Source organism: Gordonia otitidis NBRC 100426, from assembly GCF_000248075.1.
GTDB lineage: Bacteria > Actinomycetota > Actinomycetes > Mycobacteriales > Mycobacteriaceae > Gordonia > Gordonia otitidis.
On the sequence record NZ_BAFB01000242.1, the window covers coordinates 44,036 to 58,889 of the forward strand.

At 65.8% G+C, this 14,854-nt stretch carries 14 protein-coding genes; 5 read left to right on the forward strand and 9 right to left on the reverse strand.

All coding sequences use genetic code 11. From position 1 onward, the window contains the following. Positions 1-34: 34 nt before the first annotated feature. From GOOTI_RS23405 to GOOTI_RS23425, 5 genes are read right to left on the reverse strand one after another with little or no spacing between them, the layout of a single operon-like run. A complete protein-coding gene (locus GOOTI_RS23405; RefSeq protein ID WP_007241082.1) occupies positions 35-775 on the reverse strand; it encodes a hypothetical protein in 741 nt (246 codons plus the stop codon). Then, positions 772-1,188 carry a CoA-binding protein gene (locus GOOTI_RS23410; RefSeq protein WP_039994622.1) on the reverse strand — a complete coding sequence of 139 codons (417 nt, stop codon included), beginning with the start codon at positions 1,186-1,188 and terminating at the stop codon, positions 772-774. Before GOOTI_RS23410 ends, GOOTI_RS23405 begins: the two co-directional genes overlap by 4 nt. Beyond that, positions 1,185-2,087, reverse strand: a complete 903-nt coding sequence (locus tag GOOTI_RS23415; RefSeq protein WP_007241084.1) for a DMT family transporter — start codon at positions 2,085-2,087, stop codon at positions 1,185-1,187. The genes GOOTI_RS23410 and GOOTI_RS23415 overlap by 4 nt, the downstream gene beginning before the upstream one ends. Position 2,088: 1 nt before the next feature. Next, the gene (locus GOOTI_RS23420) at positions 2,089-3,399 is read right to left on the reverse strand and encodes an NAD(P)/FAD-dependent oxidoreductase (RefSeq protein ID WP_007241085.1); all 1,311 of its coding nucleotides are present in this window, start codon (positions 3,397-3,399) and stop codon (positions 2,089-2,091) included. A 1-nt stretch (position 3,400) separates the two neighbouring features. Then, positions 3,401-3,706, reverse strand: coding sequence for a hypothetical protein (locus tag GOOTI_RS23425; RefSeq protein ID WP_007241086.1), 306 nt, complete (start codon positions 3,704-3,706; stop codon positions 3,401-3,403). 82 nt (positions 3,707-3,788) lie between these two features. Here GOOTI_RS23425 and GOOTI_RS23430 point away from each other — a divergent pair, with 82 nt between their 5' ends. Then, complete coding sequence (locus GOOTI_RS23430; RefSeq protein ID WP_007241087.1) at positions 3,789-5,495, forward strand: NAD(P)/FAD-dependent oxidoreductase; 1,707 nt, start codon at positions 3,789-3,791, stop codon at positions 5,493-5,495. Here GOOTI_RS23430 and GOOTI_RS23435 read toward each other — a convergent pair. Continuing rightward, entirely contained in the window at positions 5,492-6,571 is a 1,080-nt protein-coding gene (locus GOOTI_RS23435) for a polyhydroxyalkanoate synthase family protein (RefSeq protein ID WP_007241088.1), read from the reverse strand. The genes GOOTI_RS23430 and GOOTI_RS23435 overlap by 4 nt on opposite strands. A 91-nt stretch (positions 6,572-6,662) precedes the next feature. Between GOOTI_RS23435 and GOOTI_RS23440 the strand changes: the two genes are divergently transcribed. Continuing rightward, entirely contained in the window at positions 6,663-7,496 is an 834-nt protein-coding gene (locus GOOTI_RS23440; protein WP_007241089.1) for a ribokinase, read from the forward strand. 187 nt (positions 7,497-7,683) lie between these two features. Beyond that, positions 7,684-9,306 carry an HNH endonuclease signature motif containing protein gene (locus GOOTI_RS23445; protein WP_007241090.1) on the forward strand — a complete coding sequence of 541 codons (1,623 nt, stop codon included), beginning with the start codon at positions 7,684-7,686 and terminating at the stop codon, positions 9,304-9,306. Between the two features lie 12 nt (positions 9,307-9,318). Here the strand turns inward: GOOTI_RS23445 and GOOTI_RS23450 are convergent, their stop codons facing one another. Then, positions 9,319-10,419 (reverse strand): NAD(P)/FAD-dependent oxidoreductase, encoded by a 1,101-nt coding sequence (locus tag GOOTI_RS23450; protein WP_007241091.1) that lies wholly within the window; start codon positions 10,417-10,419, stop codon positions 9,319-9,321. Positions 10,420-10,509: 90 nt separating this feature from the next. Between GOOTI_RS23450 and GOOTI_RS23455 the strand changes: the two genes are divergently transcribed. Beyond that, on the forward strand, positions 10,510-11,079 hold the full coding sequence (locus GOOTI_RS23455) for a type 1 glutamine amidotransferase domain-containing protein (protein WP_007241092.1): 570 nt from the start codon (positions 10,510-10,512) through the stop codon (positions 11,077-11,079). Positions 11,080-11,086: 7 nt separating this feature from the next. Here GOOTI_RS23455 and GOOTI_RS23460 read toward each other — a convergent pair whose 3' ends face one another. Together GOOTI_RS23460 and GOOTI_RS23465 are read right to left on the reverse strand one after the other, a co-directional pair. Then, on the reverse strand, positions 11,087-11,569 hold the full coding sequence (locus GOOTI_RS23460) for a PPOX class F420-dependent oxidoreductase (RefSeq protein ID WP_007241093.1): 483 nt from the start codon (positions 11,567-11,569) through the stop codon (positions 11,087-11,089). Positions 11,570-11,626: 57 nt separating this feature from the next. Next, complete coding sequence (locus GOOTI_RS23465) at positions 11,627-13,531, reverse strand: oleate hydratase (protein WP_007241094.1); 1,905 nt, start codon at positions 13,529-13,531, stop codon at positions 11,627-11,629. Positions 13,532-13,796: 265 nt separating this feature from the next. Between GOOTI_RS23465 and GOOTI_RS23470 the strand changes: the two genes are divergently transcribed. Then, positions 13,797-14,854, forward strand: a 1,058-nt coding sequence (locus GOOTI_RS23470; protein ID WP_039994630.1) for an OPT family oligopeptide transporter, incomplete at its 3' end; no start/stop codon positions are given.

The following is a 14,854-nucleotide window of genomic DNA, read 5'->3' on the forward strand; positions in this document are numbered from 1 at the left end:
CAATCGTTCGCGATCGATTGGTCGGTCGGCTGTCTCAGCCTGCGGCCGCGGCCCCACCGGGGTCGGGTTTCGACGGTTTACCGGCAACCAGGTCGGCGAGTTCGAGACCGTATCTGCCGAATCGGGCGTCGAAGTGCGCGGCCCGGTATTCGGCATGGTGCTGTTTGTCGCTCGAGTAGTGTCGGCGCGCCCAGCGCGATCCCGGCCGTGCGAGGCGAACAGCACCGATCCACGCGATGGGCGCGATGTAGGCGCCGATCACGGCGGTCGAGTACTTGCCTTTCGCCACGCAGATCAGCAACGCCCAGACGTGGACGACGAGGATCGCGAGCAATGCGACGTGTCCGAAGCCGATCCGCGTACCCCCCTCGTCGGAGGTGAGCGGAGTCAATCCCAGCGCGAGGAGTCCCAGCGCCGCAACCGTCAACGACACCACCTGTACCGAGAGTTGTCCCTCCGCGGACCAGTAGACGTCCTGCATGTGCAGGATCAGCGCGAACTCGTCGAGCACCAACGACGCCCCGATGCCGATCAGGATTGCCGCGATCTCACCCGCGGGTGACGAGCCGTCGGCCGCAACGGAGGTGACCGCCCCGATGATCAGCAGGATGATGCCGGGGACCGCGTGATGGATGTGCACCCCGCCGGAGACGTTGTTGCGAAACGGGCCCTTGCCCGCGCGGATGAGTCGCGTGATCGTGCGGGTGATGACGAACGTCAGCAGGAACGCGACGAACAACAACGCAAGTGGCAGTCCCGCCGGACCGTGGCTCATCGCTTCGGGATGATCCCGGTGCGTCGTTGCTCGATCTTGAGGCAGCGATCCTCGACGTAGAGCAGGCCCGCATCCTCGGCGATCGCGCGGGCTTCCGGCGAGGTGATGCCCAACTGCAGCCAGAGTGCCCTGGCGCCCGCAGCGACGGCCTGGCGGGCGATCTCCGGGCAGTCGGCAGACGGACGGAAGACGTCGACGAATCCGACCTGCTCGGGCACGTCGGCGATGCTCGGGTAGACGGTCTCGTCGACGATGGTCGTCGCGGTCGGGTTGACGGGAATGATGCGCCAGCCCAACGCCTTCATGATGGCCGGGACCTCATTCGAGGGCTTCGCGGGGTTCGCGCTCGCGCCGACCACCGTGATCGTGTCGAAGGTACTCAGAATCTCGGCGGCCACATCGTCAGTGCTCATGCCGGTCCAGTGTAGGGATGCCCGGTGTGCGGGGTTTGCCCGTCGGCGGCATTCGCGTTGCCCGCGTCGTTGGTCAGCCACGCCACGAGCGACGCTCCGACGATCGCGCACACGAAGCCGACGACGGCGAGCCACTGCAGTCCGTCGACCGCTCTGTCGCCGAGGAACACCACACCCACGATGGCGGGCAGTCCGGTCTCGCCGACGACGAGCACCGCCGTCACCGCGTTGACCGGGCCGAGTTGTAGCGCGAGGGTCTGCACATAGAACGCGATCGCACCGGCGATCGCGATGGTCCAGGCCGCGGGGTCAGTCAGCAACGTGACGAGGTCGAACGGGCTGACGCCGTCGAGCACACGCACTGCGACGGCGAGCGCCCCGTACATGATGCCTGCGAGGGCGCCACCGAAGATGGCTCCGCGGGTGCCGAGCGCGCGCATGACGGCGACCCCGAGAACCGCCACCGCCGTCGTGATGAGGAAGAGCGCCCAGTGAAATCCCCTGTCCGCGTTCGTTGTCGCCTGTTTGGACGCCGACGCCCCGAGCACGCAGAGCGCGAACATCACCAGCAGCATCGCTGCCCAGTCCCGCGCGCGCAGCGACGTGTGCAGCATGACGGTGCCCAGGAGGGCTGTCACGATGAGGTTGCCCGCGACGATCGACTGCGCGAGGAACAACGGCAGGAATCGCGCAGCCACTGCGCCTCCGATGAAACCGAGCATGACGGTGAGCGTGCCGAGCAGGAACGTCGGATTGGCGAAGGCCGCGAGCGCACCGCCCGCTGATCCGCTGTTGCCGGATGCTCGGGCAGCGTCCTGTGCACCCATGGCGCGCAGCACGGTCGAGAGCCCGTATGCCACCGCGGCGAGACAGGCCGCGACGATACCGATGACGAACATGTCACTCATCGGGGTAGGGCTGGTGCGCTCTCCTCGGATCGCCGTAGGTGATGGCCCGCTCGCCACGCGTACCGGTGATCAGTGTGGCCGACCATGTCACCACAGCTCCCATACGATTGCGCACACCGGCGAGGAACGCCACGTGGATCACTCCCCACGCGAGCCAGCCGAGGGTTCCCGACAGTTCCAGTCGTCCGCTCTGCACGATCGCATTCCGCCGCGCGATGTAGGCGGCGTTGCCGAGATCGTGGTACTTGAACGGCTTGCGTTCCGTTTGTCCTGCAACGAGATCTGCGATCACCGCCCCGACGTGGCGGCCACCCTGCATCGCCACCTCTGCGACGCCGGGCAGGTCGCGCAGCGACGAGGTGTCGCCAGCGATGAACACCTCGGGATGTCCTTCCACCGAGAGGTCGTCGCGGACGGGGATACGACCGCCGTGGTCCTGCTGCACGCCGAGCGCCTTGGCGAGCGTTCGAGCGAATGGAACGGCCTCGACACCTGCGGTCCACAGGGTCGTGCGCGCCTCGTAGGTGGTGAGCTCCCCCGACTTCTTGTCCTTGGTCTGCACGGTGTCCTCACCGACGTCGACGACGTGGACGCCGAGATGTGTCTCGACGCCGATCTTGTCGAGAGTGCGCTGCGCGCGACGCGACAGTGACGGACTGAACGAGGGCAGCACCCTGTCGGAACCGTGGAACAACAGCACCCGTGCTTCGGTCGGGTCGATCGAGTCGAACTCACGGCCGAGCGCCAGGGTCGCCAGTTCGCGTATCTGCCCGGCGATTTCGACGCCGGTCGGACCCGCACCGGCCACAGCGAAGGTGAGCCAGCCCCGGCGATCCTCCGGGTCGTCGAGCGCTTCCGCTATCTCGAAGGCCCCCAATACCTGTCGCCGAATCGCGAGTGCGTCGTCGAGGGTCTTCATCCCGATCGCGTTCTCGATGGCGTCGTCGCACCCGTGGTAGGCCGTACGCATCCCGGTCCCTACGACGAGATAGTCGTAGTCGAGGCGGATCGGGTTGCCGTCGGCTCCGAGCACGGTGAGAACCTTTGCCGAGACGTCGATGTCGTCGGCCTCGCCGAGCAGAACGTTGACGTTGCGCTGGCGCCGCAGGAGGTGACGCACGGGGCTGGTGATGGCACCTTCGGACAGCACGCCGGTCGCGCACTGGTAGAGCAGCGGTTGGAAAAGGTGACTTGTACCGCGGTCGACGACGGTCACCTGGACGGGTTCCTTCTTGAGCCGACGCGCCGCGTGAACCCCCGCGAACCCCGCACCGACGATCACCACACGGGGCTTGGTCGCCATCTCAGTTCTCCGATGTCCGGGAGGTGACAGCGTAGGTCGCGGCGCCGAACGCGCCGGTCACCGCGAAGACCGACCGCCAGGCCCCGATCTTCTTGGCCAGCGGGTGCGAGAGGCCGAACGCGGCGAGATACCCCGCCAGCAGGCCCGCCGCGGGACCAGGGCCCCTACGAAGCCACTGCTGCGTGCACCACGCGCCCGCGAGGCCGAGCACGACCCCGCCGAGTGGACGCTGTCCGGTGTAGCGAGCAGTGGCATACCCGCCGATCAAACCGACACTTGCGACACCGACCGTGGGATCCACACGCATGCCGGTCAGCGTACCAATCGACGACGTGCAACGTGTGCGGCCGAAACGCCGCCCATCACGATTTGCTGCCACACTGGATTGCATGGGTGATCAACCCGCAATCGTCCTCGTGTCATCCGGCCACACCGACCAGTTACGTGGCGAGTTCGGCCGCTACCTCCGCGACTACCGCGTCGAGTGCGCAGAGTCGGCGGTCGGTGCGATCGTGCTGCTCGGAAGCCTGGTCGGCGACGGCGTTCCGATCGCGCAGATCGTCGTCGAGTCCGAGTTGCCGGACATGTCGGTGTTGGAAGCGCTCGGCACGTTCCGCAGCATCGTCCCGACGGCAAAACGAGTCGTGGTCATCTCGTGGGAGAACTTCGGTGCGCACTCCGCGAGCCTGCGACCGGCACTGCAGAAGGGCAAATTCGACACATTTCTACTCATGCCACGCGGTGCGCGCGACGAGGAGTTCCACTACGCGATCACCGAGATGCTCTCGGATTGGGGCGCGACGGTCGCGACGCCCGTCGTCGACTCGATCCGGATCATCACCGACTCGCCGTCGGCGCTGACGCTCGGTATCCGGGATCTTCTCGACCGAATGGGCATGCCCAACCGCATGTACTCGCCGGACAGCCCGGAGGGGCGAGCGGCGATCGCGCTGTACGACTCCCACGATGAGCCGACGCCGTTCCCGCTCGTCCACTCGATGGCGCCGAAGCTCCATGATCGTGTCATCGCTCCGGCCGGTGTGCGCGACGTCTCGGGCTTGATCTTCGGTCGGCCGTCGGATGTCGACGAGGACGAGATCGTCGACCTCGCGATCGTCGGAGCCGGACCCGCGGGTCTGGCCGCCGCCGTGTACGGCGCATCGGAAGGCCTGTCGACGGTGGTGGTGGAGTCGGATGTCGTTGGCGGACAGGCTGGTACGAGCTCGATGATCCGGAACTACCTCGGCTTTCCACGCGGGATCTCCGGTATGCGACTGGCGCAGCGCGCACGTACGCAGGCGGTCCGGTTCGGGGCGCGGTTCTACTCCGGGTGGCCGGTCGAGAAGCTCGAACTCGGCATCGACGATGCCCCGCACCGGATCCGCACGGAGGGTGGCGACGTGCTGGCCAGGAGCGTCCTGGTCGCAAGCGGTGTCGCCTATCGACGACTCGGGGTCGAGTCGTTGGAGCAACTGGTCGGCGCGGGCGTGAACTACGGTGCTGCGCTGTCGGCAGCTCGGGAGATGGACGGACGCGACATCTTCGTCGTCGGTGGCGGCAACTCGGCTGGACAAGCTGCGATTCACCTCGCACGCTACGCACGCTCGGTCACGATCATCGTGCGTCGCGCGAACCTCTCAGAGACGATGTCGCAGTACCTGATCGGCGAGATCGCCTACCATCCACGCATCAGCGTGCGCGGTACCACCGAAGTCGCCGACGGTGGTGGTGACGGACAACTCGAATGGCTCGAGTTGTGCGACACCGTTTCTCACGCAACAGAGCGAGTCAGCGCAGGTGGGCTCTTCCTGCTCATCGGGGCTGAGCCGCATTGCGAGTGGCTGCCCGACGCCGTGGCACGCGACGAGCGCGGATTCGTATTGACCGGTCGTGACGTGCCCAGGGACCGGTGGCACGGTGAGCTGCCGCCCGCGAACCTCGCGACCAGCGCGCCAGGGGTTTTCGCCGCGGGTGACATCCGAGCGCAGTCGATGAAGCGCGTCGCCGCGGCCAGCGGGGAAGGCGCGAGTGCTGTCCCGATGGTGCACGCATGGCTCGCAGCGAAGAGGACGCCCGCAGCCGGCCCCGGCGACTAAACCGATCGTTGGTTGCTGTCGTCCAGGTCGTCCAGGAACTCCGCGACACGTGGCCAGGTCTGCGTGGCTGCGGCGTCGCCCGCGATCAGACCGAGGTGACTCGCCTCCACGGTCATGAAGTGGACATCGGCGGAGCCACTGAGCAATTCGACGCCGTGGTGCGTCGACTGCCAGCTCGCGATCGCGTCGCGATGACTACCGAAGAGCTGAACGGGTTTCGCGATCGTCGTGATGTCGACGATGCGGCCGTCGAAATCAACCGCACCCGAAGCCAATTCGTCGCGGTAGACGAAGTTGCGCCACATCTGCATCGACACCTTGCCCGCGTATCCGGGCATGGAGTTCTGGAAGCGATCGATGACCTGCATGCGGGCGAGCGCTTCGGTGTCGTCGGCGTTGCGCATGATGTACGCGGGTTTCTTGAGCTCGCGGTCGGCGGCCAACGCACGGTAGGCGACGCGCACCAAAGGTGCCGGGATACCGCCCATCACCGACAGCGCAGCCGTGACCGGTACCCCGCCGACAGGTTTCATGACCTGCTTGACGAGGGGGTAGGGCGTCACGGCGTCGTAGTCGAGGGGCGTGCCGATTGCGGTGATCGAGCGTATCGGGAGTTCCGGGTGCGCAGCCGCCATCAGCAACGAGACCGTGCCGCCGAGACTCCACGCCGCGATGTCCGCCTGCGAGTGGGCGTAATCGACGAGCACACGGTCGAGAGCCTGCGGGACGATGTCGTCGAAGTAGGTCTCGAAGCCGACGTGCCTGTGTTGCTGACCCACGTCGCCGAAATCGACGACGTACGGAACACGTCCGATCGAGAGCAGGTACTCGACGGCCGACTGTCCCGGTCCGAGGTCGTAGCAGCGTGCGGGCACCGCCAGTGGCGGGACGAGCAAGATCGGGGGCTTTCCCGAGGCGCGCGCGGCCTGCAGCTGTTCGTGCGACCCGTAGCGGCGCAGCGTGCGCTGCGGGTCGTCAAAGAGGACGACGTGTGGTGTCTGGACGTCGGGCGCGACCTGATGCCCGGCCAACAGGCGCGCCAGTGTCTGCACCCGCTTCCACCGCGACGCGGCCATCTGCTCTCCTTCGTTCCGATGATCGAAGAGCAATCTACGTGACGGCGCTGACGGCATACTCGTCGGTGTGGAGGCAACAGAATCAGGCGTCGTGGCCGTCGTGGGAACGTTGAATCTCGACCTGGTGGTCACGCTCGCCCGCAGACCGGCCGTTGGTGAGACCGTACTCGGGCGAACACTCACCGAACGACCGGGCGGCAAGGGCGCCAACCAGGCGCGCGCGGCTGCCGCGGTGTGCACCACCGCACTCGTCGGCGCCACGGGCACCGACGCCGCAGGCGACCGGATGGTCTCCGACCTCGCCGCTGCGGGTGTCGACGTGACGTATGTACGCAGGGCGTCTGATACCAGCGGACATGCCGTGATCGAGGTTGACGACAGTGGCGACAACAGCATCATCGTGATCTCCGGGGCCAACGGCCGGCTGACCGCCGACGACGTCGTATCGGCACTCGATGCCCTCCGGCCGACTGTTGTGATGACCCAGCTCGAATCGCCCCGGGAGGTCACCGAAGCGACTGCGAAGTGGTGCCACGCCAATGGGATTCGGTTCCTACTCAATCCCAGCCCCACAGCGCACCTCGGCCCGTCGATCCTCTCCGGCGCCGACCCGCTGATCGTCAATCAGATCGAGGCGGCGTACTACGCCGAGGCGTCGGAGGACGCCGAACCCACGGAGCTGGCGCGAGCGCTGTTGAGCATGAGTCGATCCGCGATCATCACGCGCGGTGGCGACGACGTGGTCGTGGCCACTCGTGAGTCGATCGACATCCTTGACGTGCCGAAGGTCGACGTGGTGGACACGACCGGCGCAGGCGACGTCTTCGCGGGGACTCTCGCCGCCCATCTCGCCGGTGGGACAACACTTCTCGACGCCGCCCGGTTAGCGACCAGGGCGTCGGCCGATCACGTCGCCGCGAAGTGATGGGGTGTGGTCGAGTGCGGGGCGCACGAAGACCGTGACAGATAGTGCGTACGGTCGTCGGGATCGGGTTACTCGTTTTGGCTGCGAACGTCGTTGTCCACAAGGCGGATCGGTGTTGTCCACACCACGACCCTGTCGGACCGATGGACGGATCAGAACTGTCAGACCTCGCCTGTATGTTCGAGATATGTCCTTAGAGAACCACTCTCGCCCGGTCGGCGACGCGGCGGGTGCACCCGTCTCGCCGCCGGTGCTCGCACGTGTCGCCGAGGACGAAGCGCTGTCGAAGACCGACCTCGTCGAGGTCATCGCGCATTGTGCATCGACCGTGTCCACCGCACAGTTTCGAATGCTGCAGGCCATCAGTCTCATCCACGAAGAGCACGAGGAGGACTACGGCGCCGAGCTCGGCGAGCTCACCAGCGGTGAAGCAGGGTCAGCAGACGCTTTGGACGAGTTCACGCTTCGCGGACGGGCCGGAGAGAATCCACGCGCACAGTACGGACCCACCGGACTCGAACGCACCATCGCCGACGTCGGCGCTGTGCTGACGGTGCCGCCCGGCCGGGCGCGTGAGCTGATCATCGACGCTCATGCACTGCGCTATCGGCTCCCGTACACGTCGTCGTTGCTCGCATCCGGTCGAATCGATCTGCAGCGCTTCCACATCGCCGTCGCACGCACCAGCCTCTGCGGTCCGGAGACGATCGACGAAGTCGACGCGCTACTCGCGGCAGCACTCTCCGCACGCGACCACATGTCGACGACGCGATTCGCTACTCTCGTCGACTCAATTGTCGCCCGGGTCGATGTAGAGGCCGTCAAACGTCGCCGCGCCCGCGTCGATGCCGACCGCAATGTTGAGGTCCGACCGGACAGGTTCACTCCCGGTCAGTCACGATTGACCGGAACCGTCCCCGCGGCGTCCGGCGCGCTGATCAACCAGCGGCTGAACATGCTCGCCGGCAGCGTTCACGACGCCGACCCGCGCACCCGCGCGCAGCGTCGAGCCGACGCCCTCACCGCGTTCGCCGATGGGCAGACCACCCTCGACTGCCGATGCGAGGCGTGTGTGGGGCGCGAGGAGGGCGACCGCGAAGCCTTTCGGCCAGAACCCACGGGCCCCGACGGCACCACGGCGGCACCGGCACCGCTGCCCGGTGGCTCTCGAGCGATCATCCACGTGGTGGCTAACCAGTCCACCCTCGACGGCGACGATGACACACCCGGCTACCTCGACGGATACGGGATCATCGACGCCGACACGGTCCGCGAACTCGCGACAGACGCTCATTTCGATCATCTCGACAGCAGCGCAGGTGACGTCGACCCCGGCAGCCCCGACCACGAGGCGGCCGCGCGTGCCGCGCTGCGCTATGTCCCCAGCAAGAAACTCCTGGCGCTGGTTCGGTCGGGCGAATTGTGCTGCACGTTCCCCGGCTGCACCAACCCGGTGTGGACCGCCGATGTCGACCACGGCGAACCATTCAATCACCGGAACCCGCATGACGGTGGGGCGACAACACGGCGAAATCTGAAGCCTGTCTGCAGATTTCACCACCGCATCAAAACCTTCGGCCGTTGGCGCGACTATCGGCCCGATCTCAAGACCGCGCTCTTCGTCTCGCCGACCGGCCACACCTTCGTCGGCAACTCGTTCAGTGGACTCGACCTGTTCCGAGGACTCATCCCCGACAAACCCCCAGGTCACCCTGCGCGCCGCGCAATCGATTCCATCCACGACACCCGTCGCGCACAGGTCATGCGCGTCGTCGAGAAGTGGAACTCGGAAAATCCCCCGCCCTTCTGAGTTCGCCTGAACTCAGTCCGCGGCCGATCCCAGCCGACTGGCCGGAGTGAACGGGTCCGGAACCGAACCGACGTCGACCGACAACGCGAGCGTTTCGCCAATCGTCGGTGCGTGCTTGAACAGGTTGTGTCCGGCGACTGCCAGTACCGGTCCGTTCTGCCAGATGGCGACACCGTCGTCGCCCCACGGCAGAGTGGTCACCCAGCAGTGGACGATTCCGGTCGGCGTCGGATCGAGTCCCGGCAGCGCGCGGGAGACGTACGCGCCAGCGTCATGCGCGTAGCGGGCGAGCGTATCACCGTCGACGATCGTCCCGTCAGGGTCAGCATCGACCGTATCCGAGAGTCCCAGACCATAAGCCGAACGATCCGGGTATGCGGCCGCGTAAATTCCACTGAAGCCGAACTCCCCGCTGCCGTCCTGCAACGTCGGCAGACGGCCGATACTGGTGTCGCGCACCGCGAACGACACTCGCACGTGTGCGCCGAGTTGCACCGGGATCTCGATGCCGACCGAGCGGGCCAACGCCGCCGTGCCTCTACCGGCACACACCACGGCCGCACCGTGATCGCCGACAAGCGTGGGACACCGCACCTGCACGCTGTCGTCGACGATGCGCACCGAAATGGCCTGTTCACGAACGATCCGGTCACCCAGCGCAGCCGAAAGCAACTCGATGGCGGTGCGGGTGTGGATGGAGCCTGCGGTGGGATCGAACACCGCAGGGCCGTCGTAGTCGGCCAACTGCGGCAGCAGTGTACGCAGTTCTCCGGAGTCGATCTCGCGGGCACCGATCTCCGAATACTGTTGCATTGCAGGAAGTCTGCGCACCGCGGTGTCGCCGAGCGCGAGACCTCCGTCACCGGAGACGAGCGGCGCCCCCAACTCGTCCTCCCATCGCCGCCAGTGCGCGCGAGCACGGACGGCCAGTTCGACCATCCGCGGATCGTCGTGCGCATGTCTGAAGATGCGTGACTGGCCCGCCGACTGCCCGAAACCCGGTGTGCCCGTCTCGTACACCGTGACGGTCGATCCCTGCTGCGCGAGTTGATACGCGGTGGAGAGCCCGATGATTCCAGCGCCGATCACCGCAACGTCTGACGTCAGTGCCATGTGCCCACCGTACGTCCGCGTGACACGTGACGTCGCGCGCTCGGCGCGTACCGTCGAAAGCGGGGACCGAAACGAGAGGAGCCGTGTCACATGGCAGACGAACTCAACGGAATCACCGTGGCCTTCCTGGTTGCACCGGAAGGAATCGAGCAGGTCGAGTTGACCGAACCGTGGCGCGCCGTCGAAGAGACCGGCGGCACACCGAAACTCGTATCCACCAGCGACGGCGAGGTGCAAGCATTCAACCACCTCGACGCCGCCGACAAGTTCAGCGTCGACGCGACAACCGATTCGGTCAGCGCAGCCGACTTCGACGCGCTCGTGTTGCCCGGCGGCGTCGCCAACCCGGACTTCCTGCGCACCGACGCATCGGCGGTGGCCTTCGCGAAGGGTTTCTTCGACGCGGGCAAGCCCGTCGCGGCGATCTGCCACGCCCCGTGGACGCTCGTCGAAGCCGACGTCGTACGCGGTCGCACGCTCACCTCGTGGCCGAGCCTGCAGACCGACATCCGCAACGCGGGCGCCACCTGGGTCGACGAGGAGTTGGTCGTCGACCGCGACGGCCCCAACACCCTCATCACGAGCCGCAAGCCCGACGACCTCGCGGTCTTCGACGCTGCCCTGGTCGCCGAGTTCGGCCGGAGCAAGGTGACGAACTAGGACACAGTCAGTCCTGAGCGTCGAGCTCCGCAGCGATGTCGGCAGGGAAGCCGCCGGTGGCAACCGGGCCCCACGACGTCGGCGTGATGCGGATCAGCGACTTCTTCTGCACCCGCATCGCGGCGCGGTACTCCTCCCAGTCGGGGTGCTCACCGGAGATCGAGCGGAAGTAGTCGACGAGGACGTTTTCTGCCTCAGGCATGTCGAACACCTCGGCGGTGCCGTTGACCTGCACCCACGGGCCGTTCCATTCATCGGAGACGACGCAGACACTGACGTCGGGGTGCCGCTTGGCATTCGACGTCTTCGCCCGCCCGGGGTACGTCGCGATGACTATCCGTCCCTCGTCGTCGACCCCACCGGTCACCGGGGAGAGCTGAGGTGAGCCGTTACGTCGCTGGGTCGCCAGCAACATGCGGTGTCGGGGGCGGAGGAACTCGAGGAGTGCGCTGTGATCGACGGCGTCGGCGGTCGCAATGTTTCGGGCCATGACCCGACACTACGACCGCCGACACGTCCGCCGCTCACACAGAGGCAGACGACCTGCTCAGTCGAGTTCCTTGCTCCCCGGATGCTTGCCCGTGGGCGCCTCGGCAGGCGCGTGATCACCGATGGATCCGTTCAGGTCGATCGCATCGTTGCGGATGGTCCGCTTCGAGCCGGCCGCGGGAATCAACTCGTACTCGGCGAGGAGCTGGCCGATCTCGTTGCCCTCGAGCTTGCCGAGAATGGCTTCGCGGATCTTGCTGGGGCCGGGAAGGTCGGCGATCTTGCCGTCGCGGAGACGACTCGTCGCCGCCACCATGCTGCGAACGTCGTAGGTCGAGTTGAACACCTCGGGCACCGCGCGCTCGATGCCGAGCAAGGTGTAGGCGGCCTCCATCGGCGTACGCACCGAGTACTCGGTGGTGAAGATGCAATCGCGGCTGGATTCCGCGAACTGTCCGATGAACGCGAAGTTCACCGATCCCTTCGGTACGACGTCGGGACGATCACCCGCCTGCCGCGGCATGAAGAACGACGTGACGTACGGCATCATCACCGGAACCGCCTTCGCGCCGGTCGCAGCCATCTCGGGGATCTGTTCCTCCGGCACTCCGAGGTGGTACAGCCACTCCTGCGTGATCTCCTCACCCGTGCACTCCGACATGCCCTTCTTCACGTAGTTGCCGGGGGTGTCGACGAGCAGTGCATACACCCACACCACGATCTGGTCGGACGGCTGCTGCTTGAAGTGCGGCTGCCGGTTGACCGTCCAACTCATCAGCCAGTTGGAGTCCTTGGCCGTGACGATGCCACCGGTCACCACGCGCCCCGAGAACGGATCACGCTTGGTGATCTTCTGGATGTACGACGGGATGCGCGGGTCGAGCGTGGTCACCGTGCATGACTCCCACTTGGTCTTGTCGATGTTGCCGCCGAAGACGTCGGGATGTCCGAACGACGGGTCCTTCACCGCGATGCGCCGCCACAGATCCCAGGCAGGCGCCGGTCCGGTGTTGAGCTTCGCAGGCGTCTCGTGATCGCCGTTGTCGGAGTTCTCGGTCAGCGACCCGATGGTCATGAACAGCAGGTCGTTCTCACCCAGCTCGGTGACACCGTCCTTGCCCGCACTGTCCGGCACCGTGCTGTCCTTGCCAGCGGTCCAGTGAATCTTCGTGGCCTGCTTACGATCTCCGCTGATCTCGAAATCGACGTCGGTGACCTCGGTGTCGAAGTGGAATGTCACGCCCTGGTCGAGCAGCCAGGTGTAGAGCGGCAGCACGAGCGACTCGTACTGGTTGTACTTGGTGAACTTCAACGCACTGAAATCGGGCAGACCACCGATGTGGTGGATGAAGCGGTGAATGTAGAGCTTCATCTCCAGCGCCGAATGCCAGCGCTCGAACGCGAACATCGTCGTCCAGTAGAGCCAGAAGTTGCTCTCGAAGAACTCGTCGCTGAAGACTTCGTCGATGCGCTTGTTTTCCATCTCCTCACGCGTCGCGAGGAAGACACGCGCGATGTCCTTCTGCGCCTTGTCACTGAGAGTGAACTTGTTCTCCGTGTGCGCGTCCTGCCCGCGGTTGATGGTGGCGCGGCACAACGAATAGTTGGGGTCGTCCTTGTTGAGCCAGTAGAACTCGTCGAGGACGCTGGCTCCCTCGATCTCGATCGACGGGATGGAGTGGAAGAGGTCCCACAAACACTCGAAGTGGTTCTCCATCTCGCGGCCACCGCGAATCACGAAGCCCTTCTTGGGTTCCTTGATGCCGTCGAGCGCGCCACCGGGCAACTTCAGGCGCTCGAACACCGTGATCTTGTCACCCTTCATCTGCCCGTCGCGGATGAGGAATGCCGCCCCGGACAGCGAGGCAAGTCCCGCACCGACAAACCACGCCGTCTTGTCGTCGACTCCCTTGGGTTTCCGTGGCCGGGCGAACGCCTCGTAGTTGCCGCTGCTGTAGTACATGCACACTGCCTTTCGGTCGATCGACCCCCGCCGTTGATATCTCCCACCATCAGCCCTACCACCTCACGGTGATGCCTGAGTGAAATCCGTACGCCTCGCCGCGGGATTGCACGCAGACACACCTACTGGGCACGAACGCGCCCCCGCCACATCTCGCCGTGCGCGTGCAACACCACACACGCTTGTGTAGTCGGCTCTAGAGTTGACGAGATCCATCACGAGAGGCTCGGGGCACGAGGGTGTCCTCCGAAGCGAGAGGAACTCGATGTCAGTGACGGCTCCCGACCGCCCGACAGGTCTTCGCGAACTCACCATCCGCGGAGTGATCCTCGGTGGCGTGATCACCCTGGTGTTCACCGCTGCCAACGTCTACCTCGGCCTCAAGGTCGGCCTCACCTTCGCAACGGCCATTCCCGCCGCGGTCATCTCGATGGCGGTACTGCGCAGTTTCGCCAACCACTCGATCGTCGAGAACAACATCGTGCAGACGATTGCGTCGGCTGCCGGCACACTGTCGGCGATCATCTTCGTGATCCCCGGCCTGGTGATGGTGGGGTATTGGACCGGCTTCCCGTACTGGATCACCGTCGCCGTGTGTCTGGTCGGCGGGATCCTCGGCGTCATGTACTCCATCCCGCTGCGTCGCGCACTGGTCACGGGATCCGACCTGCCCTATCCCGAGGGTGTCGCCGCTGCGGAGGTACTCAAGGTCGGCAACACCGACGAAGGGGGCAGACGCAATCGAATCGGTCTGCGCGCCATCACCATCGGCGGCATCACGTCGGCGATCTTCGCACTCCTCGGCAATCTCAAACTGATCAGCACCGACGTCTCAACGGCGTTCCGGGTCGGCTCCGGGGGCACCATGATCGGTGCCGGACTGCAACTCTCGCTGATCGGTATCGGACATCTCGTGGGCTTGAGCGTGGGCATCGCCATGTTCGTCGGGGTGATCATCTCCTACGGGATCATTCTCCCGATCAAGTCCGCGGGGCAGTTCGCCGCGAACTCCGACGTCGCCGACGTCGTCAGTACCGTGTTCAAGGACGACGTCCGTTTCGTGGGCGCAGGCGCCATCGCCATCGCCGCCATCTGGACGCTGCTCAAGCTGATCGCACCGATCGTGAAGGGCATCGTCGACGCCATGGCGTCGGCACGCGCACGCCGCGAGGGCGTTACCGTCGACATCACCGAGCGTGACATCCCCTTCCCCATAGTCGGCGGCACCATCGTCGTGATGCTGCTGCCGATCGGCCTCCTGCTGTGGGACTTCGTCCACGGAACCGCACTCTCCGGTAGCGCGGGCGGGATCATCGCCGCCAC

Excerpts from the sequence above, each read along its gene's own strand:
- GOOTI_RS23405 (WP_007241082.1), bottom strand. The coding sequence starts at position 775 with ATGAGCCACGGTCCGGCGGGACTGCCACTTGCGTTGTTGTTCGTCGCG.
- GOOTI_RS23410 (WP_039994622.1), bottom strand. The coding sequence starts at position 1,188 with ATGAGCACTGACGATGTGGCCGCCGAGATTCTGAGTACCTTCGACACG.
- GOOTI_RS23415 (WP_007241084.1), bottom strand. The coding sequence starts at position 2,087 with ATGTTCGTCATCGGTATCGTCGCGGCCTGTCTCGCCGCGGTGGCATAC.
- GOOTI_RS23420 (WP_007241085.1), bottom strand. The coding sequence starts at position 3,399 with ATGGCGACCAAGCCCCGTGTGGTGATCGTCGGTGCGGGGTTCGCGGGG.
- GOOTI_RS23425 (WP_007241086.1), bottom strand. The coding sequence starts at position 3,706 with ATGCGTGTGGATCCCACGGTCGGTGTCGCAAGTGTCGGTTTGATCGGC.
- GOOTI_RS23430 (WP_007241087.1), top strand. The coding sequence starts at position 3,789 with ATGGGTGATCAACCCGCAATCGTCCTCGTGTCATCCGGCCACACCGAC.
- GOOTI_RS23435 (WP_007241088.1), bottom strand. The coding sequence starts at position 6,571 with ATGGCCGCGTCGCGGTGGAAGCGGGTGCAGACACTGGCGCGCCTGTTG.
- GOOTI_RS23445 (WP_007241090.1), top strand. The coding sequence starts at position 7,684 with ATGTCCTTAGAGAACCACTCTCGCCCGGTCGGCGACGCGGCGGGTGCA.
- GOOTI_RS23450 (WP_007241091.1), bottom strand. The coding sequence starts at position 10,419 with ATGGCACTGACGTCAGACGTTGCGGTGATCGGCGCTGGAATCATCGGG.
- GOOTI_RS23455 (WP_007241092.1), top strand. The coding sequence starts at position 10,510 with ATGGCAGACGAACTCAACGGAATCACCGTGGCCTTCCTGGTTGCACCG.
- GOOTI_RS23460 (WP_007241093.1), bottom strand. The coding sequence starts at position 11,569 with ATGGCCCGAAACATTGCGACCGCCGACGCCGTCGATCACAGCGCACTC.
- GOOTI_RS23465 (WP_007241094.1), bottom strand. The coding sequence starts at position 13,531 with ATGTACTACAGCAGCGGCAACTACGAGGCGTTCGCCCGGCCACGGAAA.